Raw genomic sequence first — 15,572 nt, 5'->3', positions numbered from 1 at the left:
GAGATTATGCGAGATCCCGCCTCAAATTTCCCGGAACGACACCAGGCGGCGCTGCGCCTCGTCCCATAACACCAGCCGTACACACTGAAAGCTCTGCAGCAGCGTGATGCGGCCGACGTCGCGCAGTTCCGGGTGGTCGCGCAGCACGCGCGGCAGCCGGTAATAGGGAATACGACTGGAGAGGTGATGCACGTGGTGAATACCGATGTTGGCCGTGAACCAGCGTAGCAGCCCCGGCAGTTCATAATGGGAGCTGCCGTGCAGCGCGGCTTGACGCAGGTCCCAGCTGTCGTCGCGGTCCCACATGGTGTGCTCGAATTGATGCTGCACGTAGAACAGCCATACGCCGGTCGTGGCGGCGAGAAGCATGATCGGAAGGTGCACGAGCAGGACCGCCTTGATGCCGATAAACCATGTGAGCACAGCGACGATGCCGGCAATCGCGAGATTGGTTGCCATTGTGCTGGCCCAGGGCTGCCAGCCATTGCGCATGAGGCCGACCGGAAGCCTCTGTTGCAAAAGAAACAGATAGGCTGGTCCGACCCCGAACATGATCAGCGGGTGGCGGTAAAGACGGTATTTCAGACGACCCCACCGGGAAAGGGCCCGGTATTCGCGCACGGTCAGCGTATCGAGATCGCCGATACCGCGGCGATCGAGGTTGCCGGTGGTGGCATGATGAATCGCATGCGAGCGGCGCCAACAGTCGTAGGGCGTGAAGGTGACCACGCCAAGGACGCGGCCGACCCAGTCATTCGCCAGACGGCCGGAAAAAAAGGTGCCATGACCGCAGTCGTGCTGGATCATGAACAGACGTACCAGAAAGCCGGAAGCCGGAACCGCGATCAGGAACGAAGCCCAGGCATAGCCGAGGGAGAACGTGTACCAGGCCGCGGCCCACAACACGATGAGCGGCAAAGCCGTGATCGCCAGCTCGGCAATGCTGCGCAGCCGGCTTGGGGTGCTGTAGTTGGCCAGGATGCGCTGCCAACGCCGGGCGTTGAGGACGTCATCGCCGCCATCAGGAGGTTGAATAGAGGCAGGTTGAATGAAGTCAGCGCCCTCTTGCCTGTTAGAGCACTGCACAGCTGTCTTATGCAAAGAGATATTTCCTTCTGACGGTGCACGTAGGATCGAGACACCGACGGATCGGCACCTTCGTCGGTTGATCGATGTTTGGAGACGGGTCTGAAACGTGCGTGCCTGTCACTGGCAAGGCAAAGCGCCCAGCAGTTCGGCCAAGTGTCGACTGGCCGACATATGGACACGAATCGGGGTAACGTCAAGGACTGCGGCGCCGCGTTACCGGGGTTCCCGTTGGCTCGAAAGCAGCACGAAGGGCGGATTAACGAAGCGTAATCCGCCGTCTTGTTGAGATGCAGCGGCCGATTACGCCTTCGGCTAAGCCCTGCGCTTGCCGAAGGTCGTCAAGATTGACGTTCGCGTCGGCTAAAGGCTTCGCGCAAACCTTCTTCATAGTTCAACACCGTGAAGTTGCCGATAGATTCCAACAGGTGAGCGCAGCATTCCTTCGCCTGTTGTTCTAACCTACTCTCGCTGACGGATCTTTCCTCTTGCTGCCACAGGTCATCCTCGAAATGAGCCTGTCACAGAAGTTAGCGTGTCTCAGTCCAGGGGTGCAATAGACGCCTTCGCGAGCATCACACGCAAGTTAAATGCACTGTCACCGAAAATCCGTCACCGAAATCCCGACCGTCAGCCCAAAACCGCCGCCGCCTGACCGGCCCCCGCCGTCACCAAAATTTGGCGATAGCTCCCGAACGTTGAGCAGGCACCTTTACGCGGCCGTCTGCACAGCGGGAAAGCCAAGCTAAATTTGTCACGGTGCCGGTCGAGGGACCTATCCTCGAGGCGCGCGAGGCGGCGGAATGGTGAACTAACCAGGCGGCCTGGTCTCCAAGTCTTTTGCGATGATCGGTGCTACGTTGGGAACCGACATCCCCCGTTCTTTCTTTTTCTACGCCAGACCGCGAACCCAACATCCCGCTTGTTGCGTGGAGACATTTACTGCCGTTGTTGCACGGTGAGGCGCTCAACCACCTCGATCGCGCGTGCCACGGATCAAATCCGCCGCCTCATGAGCATTACCCCGGCGATTCCGAGAAGAGAGATGAATGCCAGTATCAGAACGACGGCATTGTATCCGGCCGCAGAATAGACGGGGACTCCATTTCGTTGCATGCCACTCCAGCTCGCGCTGAGAGCATACCCTAGGACTGGCTGCAGGGACGCGGTCAGCAATCCGGCTGAAGTCGTGTTGATGGCTGCGCCGGTACCGAGGCGCGCAACGGAATAGATATTTCTCACCGCCTTTAGAATCATGGGAGTCATGCCTCCGGCCACCAGGCCCAGGATCACGAACGCTCCGAAAACCGCTTCGAGGCCGATAGCAGTTCCGATTGTCGGTATCAGCAGAGCCAGGCAGCCCGAACGAAGCAGGCACATCAGGATGTGCGCACGCACCAAAGATTGGATCCTGTCCACAAAGTGCCCGAACACTACAGAACCGACCATACAGCCAACCATAAACAACACCAGTGCGGTCGTGGCGTGCTGCCGCTCCAGTCCGTAGGCGTCCGTCAGCAATGGAACACCCCAGACGCCTGAGATGGTCGTGACGGCAACAAAATGCGACGAAAATGTCAGCAGACATCCCCAGCTTTCTCGGCTCTTTAACTCGGCCAATGCCGAAAACAGGATGGCCGAGAGAACCGGCGGCTTGGCCGTCGAAACTCGCACCGGCAGGATGGAGGCAGCAAGAACAAGGTTGAAAAAGCAAAATACGCCGATGCCCGCAAAGCTGGCGCGCCAGCCGATCCATGCCACGGTAAGTGCAAGCGGTGTGGCCGCCAAGACGCCACCTGCGTAGCCGGATAATTGCGAAAGGCCCGACATGATCCCGAATTGGCGCTCCCGGAATTGCTGCGCTACGAGTTTGATGAGCGCCGTGAAGATCAGCGCATCACCGCAGGCGATGATAAGCCGCGCGAGAAATGCAATCGGGACATTGGGGGCGGCGGCGAACAGCAAGGTTCCAGAGGAGGATGCTGCGAGACTCCAGATGACGAGCCTCCTGACACCGTATGTATCCACCAGCACGCCGGCGGGAAACTGCATCAGCATGTAGCCGATGAAGTACGCCGATGCGATGATCCCTAGTCCGTCGGCACCTACGCCGAAATCGCGCGCCAGATCGTCGACGATGGTCTGCGGGCAAACGCGCTGCAAAAAAGCGACGGCGTAGGCGCTCGATACGCAAGTCCAAGCGATAAGATCGCGCCGAGAAATCGGAGCGATGGCGTCATGAGGTTTGGGTTGCACCGTCTGGTCCCGATGCAATGTCAAGCGGCTGAGCCCGATTTCCTGATTGTCCCGACAGTAAAGATCGCGTCCGCCGTATCAGGAATGAGGCGCCTGAACTTCTCAGTCAATGCGCCATTGGTTTCGTATGAGGGTTGGCGGTGGTAGGTGATGTTCGGATAAGAGTTGCGAATGACCATGTTCGGAAGCTCCAGAGCTCTGTCCGGGTAAAGGGTATTTGCAATCTGGAGCGCGACGTCCTGCAGTGATCCGTCGTCATTGCCGTCGACCAGCGAAGGCAATAGCCGCGTGCAGACTTTGGCGTGTGCGCTCCAAGCAACCGGATTACGCGTCCTCCAGGAATAGTAGACCTCGTCGCCCTCCAGAACTGACGACAATTCGGCGTCAAGCACTCCCTTTAGCAGCAGGCCGAACAGTCCCTTGCCCTGATGCTCCGGCCTGAGCTCGATTCCCGATCGACTAATCGTTGGTCGATCATTGACAACAAGCCTGCGCCAAATTGTGAAGCCGACGATCTGATCGTCGTGTCGGACAAACGCAATGCCGTATCCTTCCCGGAAGGGCGTGTCGGAGGGCGACCACCAGGGGGTGTCGATCCGCCAGTTGGTCGCGATGATCTCGTTTAGCAGATCGATGATGCCGCCCCAGCAGTGTTGGGGAATATTCGAGGCCGAGCGAAACACCTCGAGTTCGTACGGACCCTGCCTATATCCGTCGGGTATCCTATGTTCGCTTTCTACGAGCTGCTGCATGTTTGCCTCCATTGAAGTCGGTGAAGATCTTCGTGCTCGCCGCGCGAACCAAACGCCGCGAAGCAACTATCGCTTAGACGTGACGCTAATGCTCCCGTCGAATGTTCGCGTCACGAGCGCTGGGACACCCGGCGTAATGCGATAAGATAGATACAACCATCGACGCCGGCCGTGGACGCGTGACGTACGCCTTGCGGCAACAGTATACGATCTCCAGGCCGGCAGACCTTCAGTCCCAACTCGCTCTCAAAGGACAATTCGCCGTCGATGATCAGCAGGGTTTCGTCCGTTTGATGTGTATGCCAATCGTGGCGACGACCAGGTGTATCGCGTTGAACTTCGATGGAGCCGGTCTCAGGTAGAAGCTCCTGGACGGCGGCCTCGAGCGTGGGGCGAGCGCTATATTGAAATTCGACAGACATTGAGAATCCCCTATGCGGCAACAATGCGTTGCCTGGCTCGGTTTGTTACGACCATCGGGCAATTACGGTTCGTCACGGTGTTGTCGTCGGGCAGGAAGTACTGCTCCCACTCACGGTTAGCCTCCTCGCCGTAGGCACCGAGGCGTGGAAAAGGAGCGACCGAATCGTAAGACTCGAGGCGACGGCGGATTTCGGCTCGCGCGCTATCCCCCGCAACCGTCCCGGCGCCTATCTTGTCGAACACCCAGCGGGGCTGGAAGGTAATCGTGAAGCCGGGCGAATATCTGCTGAGTCGAGAATGGTGCAGGGGTGTATTGCAGACGACGAACATCATCTCGCCTGCGAAGCTGAATTCCCAGGATGGCGTATCGACGCGCGGGTCGATCGATTCCGGCCAGGTCCTGTTATCGAGGGAGTTCAGTGCATTTAGAACGCGCCAAAAAGCGTTCTCGTAGTCAGACAGCAATGAAAAGGCGACGATAGCCGGATCGAAAAACGCTACGTAGGATGTGTAGGGAGTAAGCGACCGGGATATCCTTAGGAAGGATTGCAAGTCATGCGCCAGCCTCACCATGTCGTTGAAGTCGACGGAATTAAAGAAGCCAAACCGAAGCGTGCTGCGGCGCATTTGCTTCGACACCGAACACGCAGGGGAAGCTCTTGTCCTTGCTGAATAGCTGGCCTTTGAAGGAATTGTAGTTCTGGCGTTCCCAAGATTGTTCTTCGAAGCTATCAATCTCGACTGCAGTAAACATTTTTCCTCCGTTGGCTGCGAGATCGCGCGTTAAACAGAATCTGTCTAGACAACCAAAGGTAGAGCTTAATTTTGGCGCCTTGTCAAAGGGATTTGTATTTTTAAGTTCGGACCACTCTCGCAATCGAACTGCTGTGAAATGACGCTGGGCACGTAATTTCCATTTGCGCAAGGTGATCGACATGAAGATTGGCAATTAGGCGACGGATTTTTCGTTCAGACTGCGAGCATTCGTGGATGTCTATCGGGGGCCTAATGTATCGACGCAGAATGCTGTCGTGCCTCTAGCGCGCTATTCAAGTTACGGTCGACAGCATGTTACGAAAAGCTGAAGGCGCGCATCGCGTGTGGTGACGCTCGTCTGAACGGCTTGTCAAAGAAATATGAAGCTTCGTGCGCCCTTCATCCTGTCAACCTGAAAAACGACGCATGTGACGGTGGTCGCCCGTTAGCCTCGGGCAAGACCACGCTCCTGATAATGATTGGAATTACGGTGCATTTAACCGTTTCCTCGTATTCGCGCGACCAACTGGTATCGCCGAACTGATGTAACCCTCCGTACCTCTCTTTATTTTGCTCGCCGGAGCAAATGGCCGGTGCGCGCAAAATCGATTTTCTGTAGCGACTTCAACGTGACTTGCTCGATCCAGTCTCGATTGAAAAAATATACTTCTTCGCGCGAGACCCAAATCACCCTTACAAATCCCGCCATCCCGTCCCGGTAGAGGGGCGTTGGCCATCGTCACGAACGTTGGGGCGGGTTGCGGTGGACGCGGCAGCGTCGGGCGCGTGGTCGTGTTTGCAGGGCGGGCTTTGCTCCGTGAGCGGACACAACGTGCGGACGACTGGCGAGGCTGCGTACGGCAAAGCCGTGTGGTCCTGGCACCCGTTGCTGGTGTCAAGCTGGCGGAGGAGCGTCGACCCAACCGGGTTTTGACAATCCTTCAATCCGTCAGCGATGGAGGCAAAAGGAATTCGTCTCCAGGGAGAGCGCGGTATAAGCCGTAAAACCATTGCGCAGGGAATGCCGGAGTGCTCCAGCTGTACCTGTATGCTCGTGTGCGTACTCTTTGCGCTATTTGCACACGAGACCGCGGGTGCAGCAAGCACCCGGCATTCCCTGCGCCCTCTTCTTCTGGGCGAATGAATTTGCAAACCTCGGGTGCATCGCGCCGCGAGAATGCGGAGGTGTGTTTGCGTAGGATGGGTGGAGCGCAGCGATACCCATCGCCATGTGCATCGGCATTGATGGGTATCGCTGCGCTCCACCCATCCTACGGGGCTGCTTTCGCAGGGACGACGCGACAACTCAGAATAATTCGCAACAAATCGCTCCTGCAAGTGAGTGGCGATTGCGCCTTCGACGGTCGGCTTTAATGTTGGACGACGCCCTGCTAAACCGCTGGCCATGAGTCTTTCCCCTACCCTCAAAACCAACGTCGCGGCGATCTCGATTTTCGCCAGCGCCGGCATGGCAGCGGCGAAATTCGCGGTCGGCATTGCGATCGGCTCTCTCGCGCTGATCTCGGAGGCCCTGCACTCCTCGGTCGACGTGGTCGCCACCATCATCACCTGGTTGGTGGTGCGGGTGTCCGACCAACCGGCCGATGAGGAACATCATTATGGCCACGGCAAGTTCGAGAGCCTGTCGGCGCTGTTTGTCATCGCGCTGCTCTACGTGCTGGCCGGCGGCATCCTGGTCGAATCCTGGAGCCGCCTGCGCGAGGGCGCAGCCCCGCCGACGCTCTCGGCGATTCCCTTCGTGGTGCTGGTGATCGATATCGCGGTGAATTTCTGGCGCGCGCGGGCGCTGCATCGCACGGCGCGCCAGACCCGAAGCCAGGCGCTGGCAGCGGACGCCCTGCATTTCGCCTCCGACGTGCTCGGCTCCATCGCCGTCATCATCGGGCTGGTGCTGACCGGCCTCGGCTATGCCTGGGGGGACTCGGCCGCCGCCATCGCCGTTGCCGTGATGATATCGATCCTCGGCCTGCGGCTCGGGCGGTCCACCATCGAAACCCTGCTCGACCGCGCGCCGGCGGGCGCTTGGGAAAAGGCCATCGCCGCGATCCGCTCGGTTTCAGGCGTGGTCGGCGTCGAGCGCCTGCGGGTGCGCATGGTCGGGCCGACGCATTTCATCGACGCCATCGCCAAGGTGCCGCGCACCTACCCGATCGACCGGGTCGAGGCGATCAAGCAAGCCGCGCAAGATGCCGTCAGCAAAGTACTCGGCGACGCCGACCTCACCTTCACCGCGGTGCCGGTCGCCCGCGACAATGAGGGCGTGCGCGAGCGCATCATGGTGATCGCCCGCAATTCCGGCCTCGCCGTCCACCACGTCACCGTGCACGATCTCGGCGAGAAGCTGATCGTCGGCATCGACCTCGAGGTCGACGGCGATATGGAGCTTGCGGCGGCCCATGAGGTTACCCGCGTGCTGGAGCGCAACATCCGCGAGGATTTCGGCGAGGATGTCGAGGTCGATACCCATATCGAGCCGCTCGAGCCGGAACTGCCGCACGGCACCGATGCCGCGCCCGAACGCGTCGAGACCATCAAGGCCGCGCTGGCGCGCTTTGCCGGCAATGGCGCGATCCATGACATCCACAATGTGCGGGTGCGCGACACCGACGCCGGCGAAGTCGTCAACTTCCATTGCCGCGCCGCGCCGTCGATGAGCGTCATCAAGGTGCACGAGAGCGTCGACGAGATCGAGCGCGCGCTGCGCCGTGCATTTCCTTCGATCAAGCGCGTGGTCAGCCACGCCGAACCGCCGCGTGCGTAGTTTGCGGTGTCGTTCCCGTTTCGGACTCGCCCTGACGATGCCTTAATTCGCGTTGGACAAGATTTATTTCGAATTAACGAATCGTTGACTCTCGACAGCCCGGAAAATCTGGATTCAAATCGGTATGATTCGGAAGCAACGGGGTGCTTCCGGACAATGTGCAAAAGAGCCTTCGGCGGGGGTCTAAAGCATGGCGCGCGCGCATGCAGCGAACGCGTTTGTCCAATCCGATTCGATCAAGGGATTGGCGCAATCGATCGCGAAACCTGCCTATCACCGGCTGCTCACCGCCGAGCCGGCGCTTCGTCGCGCCGTGCCGACACTCATCATTGCCTTCCTGATCACCATCTGCCTCGGCGCTTTCGTGCAGGTGATCGACCAGAGCCGGCAAAAGCGCGCCGCCATGAAGCGCGATATCTCCGCCCTCAGCGATCTGTTGGCCGAACGGCTCGATCGGCTCGCCGCGGTGCGGCAGGACCGCGCCGCGAATATCGAGCGGTTGCAGAGCCTGCTGCCCGACCTGATTCCGGCCTGGGGCGTGGCTGGCGGCCGCCATGTCATCATCACCGGCTCCGATCACCGGATTCTGGCCCGCGTGCCGGGCGAGGGCAGCCTTGGCGACAACGATCGCATCCTCGACATCATCAGCACGGCGCAACTGCTCGCCGCCCCCGCCCAGCAGGGCGTCGTCAATGACATGACGCTTCCGAACGGCAATGGCGCGATGGCGATCTCGCGGCTGGTCAAAGCGCTCCCGGGCCAGGTCATCGTCATCCAGGAAAAGAACGAGCCGCTGTGGGGTTCGGATGCCGCATTGTCGGTGACGCTCTCCGCCACCACCGGCTTCGTCGTGCTGATCCTCGGCTTCGCCTTCCACTGGCAGTCGACCCGCGCCCGCGAAGGCGACCTCATCAACGACGCCGTGCGCGGCCGGATCGACACCGCGCTCAACCGCGGCCGCTGCGGATTGTGGGACTGGGACCTCTCGCGCGGCAGGATCTTCTGGTCGGCATCGATGTTCACGATGCTCGGCCTCGACTCCCGCAACGACCTCCTTACCTTCGGCGAAGTCAACGCGCTGGTGAAATCCGACGACATCGACCTGTTTGCGATCGCCGACCAGATGATCGCCGGCAAGATCACCCACATCGACCAGAGCTTCCGCATGCAGCACACCGGCGGCCACTGGATCTGGCTGCGGGTGCGCTGCGAGCTCAGCCACACCTCGGCCGACGCCGGCCTGCACCTGATCGGCATAGCGGTCGACATCACCGAACAGAAGAGCCTCGCCGAGAAGACCGTGGAGGCTGACCTGCGGCTGCGCGACGCGATCGAGACCATTCCGGAGGCCTTCGTGCTGTGGGACGCAGAAGACCGCCTCGTGCTCTGCAACTCGCACTTCCAGCGCCTGCACAAACTGCCGGATACGGCGGTGAGCCCCGGCACATCGTACGAGACCGTGATCGAGGTCGGCAGCATGCCGGAAGTGCGCACCCGCCTGCAGGAGACCGGCGCGCAAGCGCCGGGAGCCCGCACCTTCGAAGCGCAGCTCGACGACGGAAGCTGGCTGCACATCTCCGAACGCCGCACCAAGGACGGCGGCTACGTCTCGGTCGGCACCGACATCACCCGCATCAAGGAGCACGAGCAGAAGCTGATCGAAAACGACGCCCGCCTGCGCGCCAACGTGATCGACCTGAAGCGCTCGCAGGCCGAGCTTGCCGATCTCGCCGAAAAATACTCGCAGGAAAAGAATCGCGCCGAGGAAGCCAACCAGGCGAAATCCAAATTCCTCGCCAATATGAGCCACGAACTGCGCACGCCGCTGAACGCCATCATCGGCTTCTCCGAGATCATGGGCAGCGGCATGTTCGGCGTGCTCGGCTCCGACAAGTATCAGGAGTACTGCCACGACATCCTCACCAGCGGGAAATACCTGCTCGAAGTCATCAACGACATCCTCGACATGTCGAAGATCGAAGCCGGCCGCATGAAGCTCGACATGGAGCAGCTCGATCTGTCGAAGCTGCTGGCGGAGTCGGTGCGCGTGGTCTCGGGGCGCGCCGAGGACAAGCATCTGACGCTGGACGCCGATATCGAAAGCACCATTTCCGTGACGGCCGACCGCCGCGCGGTCAAGCAGATCTTCGTCAACCTGTTGTCCAATGCCGTCAAGTTCACCCCCGACGACGGCAAGGTCACGGTGCGGAGCCACGTGCTGCCCAACTCGATCGTGCTGATGATCGCCGATACCGGCATCGGCATCGCGCCGGCCTCGCTGCGGCGGCTGGGCAATCCGTTCGAGCAGGTCGAGAGCCAGCTCACCAAGACCTATCAGGGTTCGGGCCTCGGCCTTGCCATTGCGCGCTCGCTGACCAGCCTGCATGGCGGAACGATGCGGCTGCGCTCGAAGCTCGGCACCGGCACCGTGGTGCGCATCACGCTGCCGCGCGAGGCGCAGCAGCCGACGGCGAACGAAAAGGTCGAGGCCGCTGCGGCGTGATCTATTCCAGCGTCGGCGCCACTTCGCGGGCGACCTGCACCAGCGCCGCGATCAGGGGCGTCATCGGGTCGCGCTGCGGGATCACCAGCCCGACGCTGTAGTCGACGACGGGATCGACGATCGGAATGCTGCGGATGGTATCGGCCAACCCCAGCGTCTCCGCAAGCTTTGCCGGCATCACGCTCGCCCAGCGCCCGGTCTTCACATGCGTATAGAGGACCACCAGCGAGTTCGAGGTCAGCGTCGGCGTGGCCTCGGCCCCGACCGACGCCAGCGCGCGATCGATGATGCGGCGGTTCTGCATGTCGGGCGTCAGCAGGCACAGCGGCACCTGGCCTACTTCCTTCCAGGTGACCTGCTTGCGATCGCCGAACATGGCATCGGGCGAGGTCAGCAGGCGATAGCTCTCGTTGTAGAGCGGAATGGTGCGCACCTTGCCGATCGGCTCGTTCTCGATATAGGTCAGCCCGGCATCGACCTCGAGATTTTCCAACAAGCCCAGCACGTCGGCCGACGTGCAGGACTGGATACGAAAGCGCACGTCGGGGTAGCGGGCGCGGAACGGCGTCGTCAGCTGCGCCACCATGCCGAGCACGGTCGGGATCGCGGCGATCCGGATCTCGCCGGAGAGCTTGTCCTTGAGGCTGTTGATCTCCTGCCGCATCGCGCGGGCGTCGCCGACAATGCGCCGCGCCCAGTCGAGCGTGCGTTCGCCCTCCGGCGTGAAGCCCTGAAAGCGGGAACCGCGCTGCACCAGCATGACGCCGAGAATTTCCTCGAGCTGCTTGAGGCTGGTCGACATGGTCGGCTGGGTGACGCCGCAGGCCTCCGCAGCCCGTCCGAAATGCCGCTCCTTTGCGAGCGCCAGCAGCAGTTCAAGCTTGTCGATCAAAGGGATGGTCCCAGGAAGTTTGGTGGCCAACGCGGTCGCCCGGTGGCCAGAAATAGCACGGACCGGCGGCCATCAATACGTCAAAAGCGGCGTCCGGAGGGTTCGATTTCAAGAGCAATTCGGTTCCCATATCACCTCATTTTCCAACCTTATCAGGTCATCGCGACGAGCAAAGCTGACGACTTGTCCTGTTTCAACGGGCCGAACGTCAGCAGGCTGGAGCGGACAGCCGAGATGCGGCAGCGGCCCGACGCGGCGAACCACCGCAAAAACCTCCAGAGCACGATCGTAGCCCTTGATGGCCCGCTCCCCAATGGATGCAAGGGCGATGCTATCCTTGACATGCCCGGTGACAACCGGATCCACCAGTATCTGCGCGTCGTCCGCCAAATCGCAAAGCCGCGATGCCAGATTGACGACGTTTCCGATGGCTGTGTAGTCGAGGCGTCCGTGCCAGCCGAGCGTTCCGACGGTCGCAGGTCCCATCGCGATACCCACGCCAAAGCCAATGGCGCAGTCCCGGGCGTTCCAGTGATTGGCGAGCGATTGCACCGCAGCCTGCATGTCGATCGCAAGCCGGATACCGCGCTGCGCCGGGTTTTCGCACGCGACCGGCGCGTTGACGAGGACCATCACGCCGTCACCGGCGAAGCGGATCAAGGTGGCAGCGTGGCGGGCCGTAACGGTGCCGATCGCTTCATAGTACTCCCTCAACACGGCGATAATGACATCAGGCTCGGCGCGCGCGGAAAACGCGGTGAAGCCGCGCAGATCGCCAAAAATCGCGACCACCTCGCGTCGCTGTCCGTCCAGCAGCCCCTGGTCGGAGTGTTCGACCAGTGCAGCCACTTCCGGCGCAAGGAATTGCTTGAGACGGTTGATGCGCTCGGACTTCTGCTGCGAAGCCGCGAGTTCCTCCGCCATCTGGTTGAATCGGACGGCCAACTGCTCCAGTTCGTCGCGGCTGTGGATCGCGATACGATGGTCGAGCTGTCCCATCCCGATCCGTTCAACGCCATCCTCCAGTTGCCGGATCGGTCCCCACATGCGGCATGCTCGCCAATAGGCCAGGACAAGCGCGAAAACGATTCCGATGACGATGAGCATCAGCGAGCGCCACAGCGCGGCACGGATCGATTCAAACGCTTCCAGGACCGGCTGTTGGGCAATCACCGTCCACCCCACATTGGCGGCTTGCACCGACAGCGCGACGACGGGCTTGCCGTCATCCCCGGTCGTGGCGACCACCGATCCATTCGCGGTGCCGACGACAGACTTGAGCCGGCTGAAGTCGCCGGACCCGGCACCGCTGCGCAGGACCCGGCTGATGTCCGGGTGGGCAATCAGACGTCCGGAATCGTCGATGACGAGCGCGTGGCCGGTGTCGCCGATCTTGATCGCCGCGATGATGTCCCAGATCAGTTTCAGATTGATGTCGGCAACGACTATGCCGGCGGCCGCACGGTTTCCCGCAACCGCGATCCGCATGTAAGGCTCTGAATCGCGCTGATATTGCACGGGGCCATACCAGACCCGGTTGGCCCGCGCGCCTACAACCGCGGGGTCCGCCGACATATCCACGCCTGGACCGGTTCTGTTCAGACTCAATCTGGATACGAAAACACGTTCGATGCCGGAGGGATCGACCAACGAGAGCGAAACAATCGCCGGCACCTGCTGCAACAGACGCTGCCCGTCGATCCTTCGCCGGTCCTCCTCGCCCTGGGTCCAGGGGAATTGCACGACCCAGCCGAGTTGATCGCGTATTCCGTCGGTAAAAGCTTGTATCCGGTCGGCCGCGGAACGGGCCTCGACCTGAAGCAATTCATTGAGATGGAGGCGATGGTCGCGAAAGGCGAACCACGCTTCGCTTGCGGCGCCGAGGATGAGAGGCACCACCACTGCGACAAACAGGGTGATGAAGTACTTGGAGAACAATGAGCGGCGCGGACGGGTCACCGGACGGGCGTCCGGTCAGAGGCGTTCCGCGCCGGTACGAGACGAACCGGCCTCATTCGATCACCTTATTGGCGCGAAACAGGATGGAGGATTGGTCCAGGTCAATGCCGAGCAGCCTGGCCGTGCCGAGATTCACCGCCAGTTCGAACCTGGTGGGCTGCACGACAGGGAGGATGGCGGGCTTTTCGCCACGCAGTATCCGGTCGGCGTAGGTCGCAAGCCAGAAATAGGTCGCGCGCTGGTTCGCGCCATAACTCAGAAGTCCGCCGGCGTCGCAATATTCGCTCCAGCCGAACATCGAAGGCAGCCGATGCGCGATGGCGAACCGGGCAATCTTGTCCCGGTGCACCAGCGTGAGGACGTCCGGGAAGACGAGCAACGCGTCCGCACGCGCGTCTCCCGCCGCCGCCAGTCCATTGTCCAGTTCGTTTTTGCCGGCAAAGGGAACGTAGACGGTTTCGATGCCCAGCGCCTTGGCGGCTTCCCTGGTCGCGCGCCACTCCGATTGTTCTCCCGGATGAAGGGTGTTTGAAAACACTGCAAGCCTGCGTACAGTCGGCACGGCTTCCTTCAATAGCTCAACCCGCTTCCCCGCCAGCTCAAGAGAAAGGAAGGTCGAGCCCGTGAAATTGCCGCCCGGCTCTCCGAGGCTCCTGACGAGGCCCAACTCCACCGGGTCGCCGCTCAACGCAAACAGGACCGGAACGTCCGTTACCGCCGTCATAGCGCGCGTCGCCGGGCCGCTCGACACGGCCAGGTCGATGTTCCCTCGTCTCAGTTCGGATACGACCTCGCGGAGCGCCTGCGGATTGCCGGGCGCATAGTGCAGCTCAAGGGTAACGTTCTTTCCCTCGACGTAGCCCCGCGCCCGCAATCCCTCCCGAAACCCGGCCAGGAACGGGTCGGGCTGGGAGTCGGTGGATACCCAAAAAATACGATAAACCCTTGTCGGATCCTCAGCGAGTGCGGCGGCCGGCCACGCCATCGCCGCCCCCAGAAACGCAATGAAATCTCGTCGATCCATGCCGGCCAATATGGCTTGAACAGGCTTTCCGCGCTTAAAGCCGGCATTCAGATAATCTGCGGATAATCTTGATTTTGGCCTGATGGCGGTGCCCGGGCCGCAGCCGGCGGCGTCGCGCCAAAATACGTCACGGCAACTGACCAACCGTCAAATCTGCGTTGCGCCCACTTGCGCGGCGTGAGCAATATCCGGTCTGCCCCAACGACGTGCTATCGTGCGACGCCGATACATTAATACCGGTGGCATCGCACAACCGAGTTGGGAGGCCCCATGATCACAATCCCGGAACTGGTCGCGCAAGCTTTGGGTTCGTTCCTGGCTTCAGATACCAAAAGCAGGTTTGGCTCCTCCCAAGCCCGGCTGGCTGAATTTCTGCCCTATGCCGCCCGGCTCACATTGGAATGCATTGGCAACAGCGACGCGCTGTATCACAACATCGAACACACCATGCTCGTGACCCTTGCCGGCCACGACATCCTCATGGGTCGGGCGATGCTGCGGCCGACAACGGCGGACGATTACGCCAATTTCATCCTGGCGTGCCTCAGCCACGACATCGGATTTGTTCGCGGAATTGTTCAGGGAGACGACGGGGATTCCTATGTCGCTGATCTCAGCGGCCGGACCATTCGCCTGCCGCGAGGCTCGTCCGATGCTGCGCTGGCTGCCTACCATGTCGACCGCTCAAAACTGTTCGTCTTCGAACGCCTCGACGCTGCCGAAGAAGTCGACGCCAGCCGGATCGCCAAGGCCATCGAGTATACGCGGTTTCCCTATGTTGATGCACCGTCAAACGACGAACTGATCGAAGAAGAAGGCCTGTTGCTGCGCGCTGCCGACCTCATCGGGCAACTCGGCGATCCCAACTACCTGAAAAAAGCGAACGCCCTGTTCTATGAGTTCGAGGAAATCGGCATGAACAAAACGCTCGGCTACGAGACGCCGGCAGATGTCGTTTACAAATATCCGCAGTTCTACTGGAACAACGTCGCACCGCAAATTCAGACGGCAATACGCTATCTCAATGTCACCTCAAGTGGACGGCAATGGATAGCAAACCTTCACAGCAATGTTTTCCGGGCCGAGCGTGAAATGAATTTGTCCGGTCCACAGCCGTGATCACGAGGGCTTTGATTTCA

12 protein-coding genes are annotated in these 15,572 nt (G+C 60.8%); 3 read left to right on the top strand and 9 right to left on the bottom strand.

What is annotated here, in order from left to right; all coding sequences use genetic code 11:
* Positions 1-21 precede the first annotated feature (21 nt).
* The 6 genes from V1279_RS09870 to V1279_RS09845 form a co-directional block, all read right to left on the bottom strand.
* Entirely contained in the window at positions 22-1,035 is a 1,014-nt protein-coding gene (locus tag V1279_RS09870; protein ID WP_442894883.1) for a fatty acid desaturase, read from the bottom strand.
* A 1,047-nt stretch (positions 1,036-2,082) separates the two neighbouring features.
* Complete coding sequence (locus V1279_RS09865; RefSeq protein WP_334434787.1) at positions 2,083-3,366, bottom strand: MFS transporter; 1,284 nt, start codon at positions 3,364-3,366, stop codon at positions 2,083-2,085.
* Positions 3,363-4,094 (bottom strand): hypothetical protein, encoded by a 732-nt coding sequence (locus V1279_RS09860; protein WP_334434784.1) that lies wholly within the window; start codon positions 4,092-4,094, stop codon positions 3,363-3,365. Before V1279_RS09860 ends, V1279_RS09865 begins: the two co-directional genes overlap by 4 nt.
* A 110-nt stretch (positions 4,095-4,204) precedes the next feature.
* Positions 4,205-4,516, bottom strand: a complete 312-nt coding sequence (locus V1279_RS09855; protein ID WP_334434782.1) for a cupin domain-containing protein — start codon at positions 4,514-4,516, stop codon at positions 4,205-4,207.
* 10 nt (positions 4,517-4,526) lie between these two features.
* Positions 4,527-5,144 (bottom strand): YqcI/YcgG family protein, encoded by a 618-nt coding sequence (locus V1279_RS09850; RefSeq protein ID WP_334434780.1) that lies wholly within the window; start codon positions 5,142-5,144, stop codon positions 4,527-4,529.
* Entirely contained in the window at positions 5,110-5,454 is a 345-nt protein-coding gene (locus V1279_RS09845; protein ID WP_334434778.1) for a hypothetical protein, read from the bottom strand. The genes V1279_RS09850 and V1279_RS09845 overlap by 35 nt, the downstream gene beginning before the upstream one ends.
* Before the next feature lie 1,224 nt (positions 5,455-6,678).
* Between V1279_RS09845 and V1279_RS09840 the strand changes: the two genes are divergently transcribed.
* Together V1279_RS09840 and V1279_RS09835 are read left to right on the top strand one after the other, a co-directional pair.
* Positions 6,679-8,055, top strand: a complete 1,377-nt coding sequence (locus V1279_RS09840) for a cation-efflux pump (RefSeq protein ID WP_334434775.1) — start codon at positions 6,679-6,681, stop codon at positions 8,053-8,055.
* Between the two features lie 190 nt (positions 8,056-8,245).
* Positions 8,246-10,558, top strand: a complete 2,313-nt coding sequence (locus tag V1279_RS09835; RefSeq protein WP_334434772.1) for an ATP-binding protein — start codon at positions 8,246-8,248, stop codon at positions 10,556-10,558.
* A 1-nt stretch (position 10,559) separates the two neighbouring features.
* Here the strand turns inward: V1279_RS09835 and V1279_RS09830 are convergent, their stop codons facing one another.
* From V1279_RS09830 to V1279_RS09820, 3 genes are all read right to left on the bottom strand, one after another.
* Positions 10,560-11,450: a LysR family transcriptional regulator gene (locus V1279_RS09830; protein ID WP_334434769.1), complete on the bottom strand. Its 891-nt coding sequence runs from the start codon at positions 11,448-11,450 to the stop codon at positions 10,560-10,562.
* A gap of 108 nt (positions 11,451-11,558) precedes the next feature.
* On the bottom strand, positions 11,559-13,409 hold the full coding sequence (locus V1279_RS09825; RefSeq protein WP_334434765.1) for an adenylate/guanylate cyclase domain-containing protein: 1,851 nt from the start codon (positions 13,407-13,409) through the stop codon (positions 11,559-11,561).
* A 52-nt stretch (positions 13,410-13,461) separates the two neighbouring features.
* A complete protein-coding gene (locus tag V1279_RS09820; protein ID WP_334446299.1) occupies positions 13,462-14,433 on the bottom strand; it encodes an ABC transporter substrate-binding protein in 972 nt (323 codons plus the stop codon).
* 270 nt (positions 14,434-14,703) lie between these two features.
* On the opposite strand from V1279_RS09820, the gene V1279_RS09815 reads away from it, so the two are divergent.
* Positions 14,704-15,552, top strand: coding sequence for a metal-dependent phosphohydrolase (locus V1279_RS09815; RefSeq protein ID WP_334446297.1), 849 nt, complete (start codon positions 14,704-14,706; stop codon positions 15,550-15,552).
* Positions 15,553-15,572: the final 20 nt, after the last annotated feature.

Source organism: Bradyrhizobium sp. AZCC 1610 (genome assembly GCF_036924515.1).
In the GTDB taxonomy this organism is placed as follows: Bacteria; Pseudomonadota; Alphaproteobacteria; order Rhizobiales; family Xanthobacteraceae; genus Bradyrhizobium.
The sequence above is the reverse complement of the archived record's forward strand: the minus strand, read 5'-3'. Positions and strand labels throughout refer to the sequence as shown.

What these genes read in the sequence shown, in the direction of transcription:
- V1279_RS09860 (WP_334434784.1), bottom strand. Translation starts at nt 4,094, where the DNA reads ATGCAGCAGCTCGTAGAAAGCGAACATAGGATACCCGACGGATATAGG.
- V1279_RS09855 (WP_334434782.1), bottom strand. Translation starts at nt 4,516, where the DNA reads ATGTCTGTCGAATTTCAATATAGCGCTCGCCCCACGCTCGAGGCCGCC.
- V1279_RS09850 (WP_334434780.1), bottom strand. Translation starts at nt 5,144, where the DNA reads ATGCGCCGCAGCACGCTTCGGTTTGGCTTCTTTAATTCCGTCGACTTC.
- V1279_RS09845 (WP_334434778.1), bottom strand. Translation starts at nt 5,454, where the DNA reads ATGTCGATCACCTTGCGCAAATGGAAATTACGTGCCCAGCGTCATTTC.
- V1279_RS09840 (WP_334434775.1), top strand. Translation starts at nt 6,679, where the DNA reads ATGAGTCTTTCCCCTACCCTCAAAACCAACGTCGCGGCGATCTCGATT.
- V1279_RS09835 (WP_334434772.1), top strand. Translation starts at nt 8,246, where the DNA reads ATGGCGCGCGCGCATGCAGCGAACGCGTTTGTCCAATCCGATTCGATC.
- V1279_RS09820 (WP_334446299.1), bottom strand. Translation starts at nt 14,433, where the DNA reads ATGGATCGACGAGATTTCATTGCGTTTCTGGGGGCGGCGATGGCGTGG.
- V1279_RS09815 (WP_334446297.1), top strand. Translation starts at nt 14,704, where the DNA reads ATGATCACAATCCCGGAACTGGTCGCGCAAGCTTTGGGTTCGTTCCTG.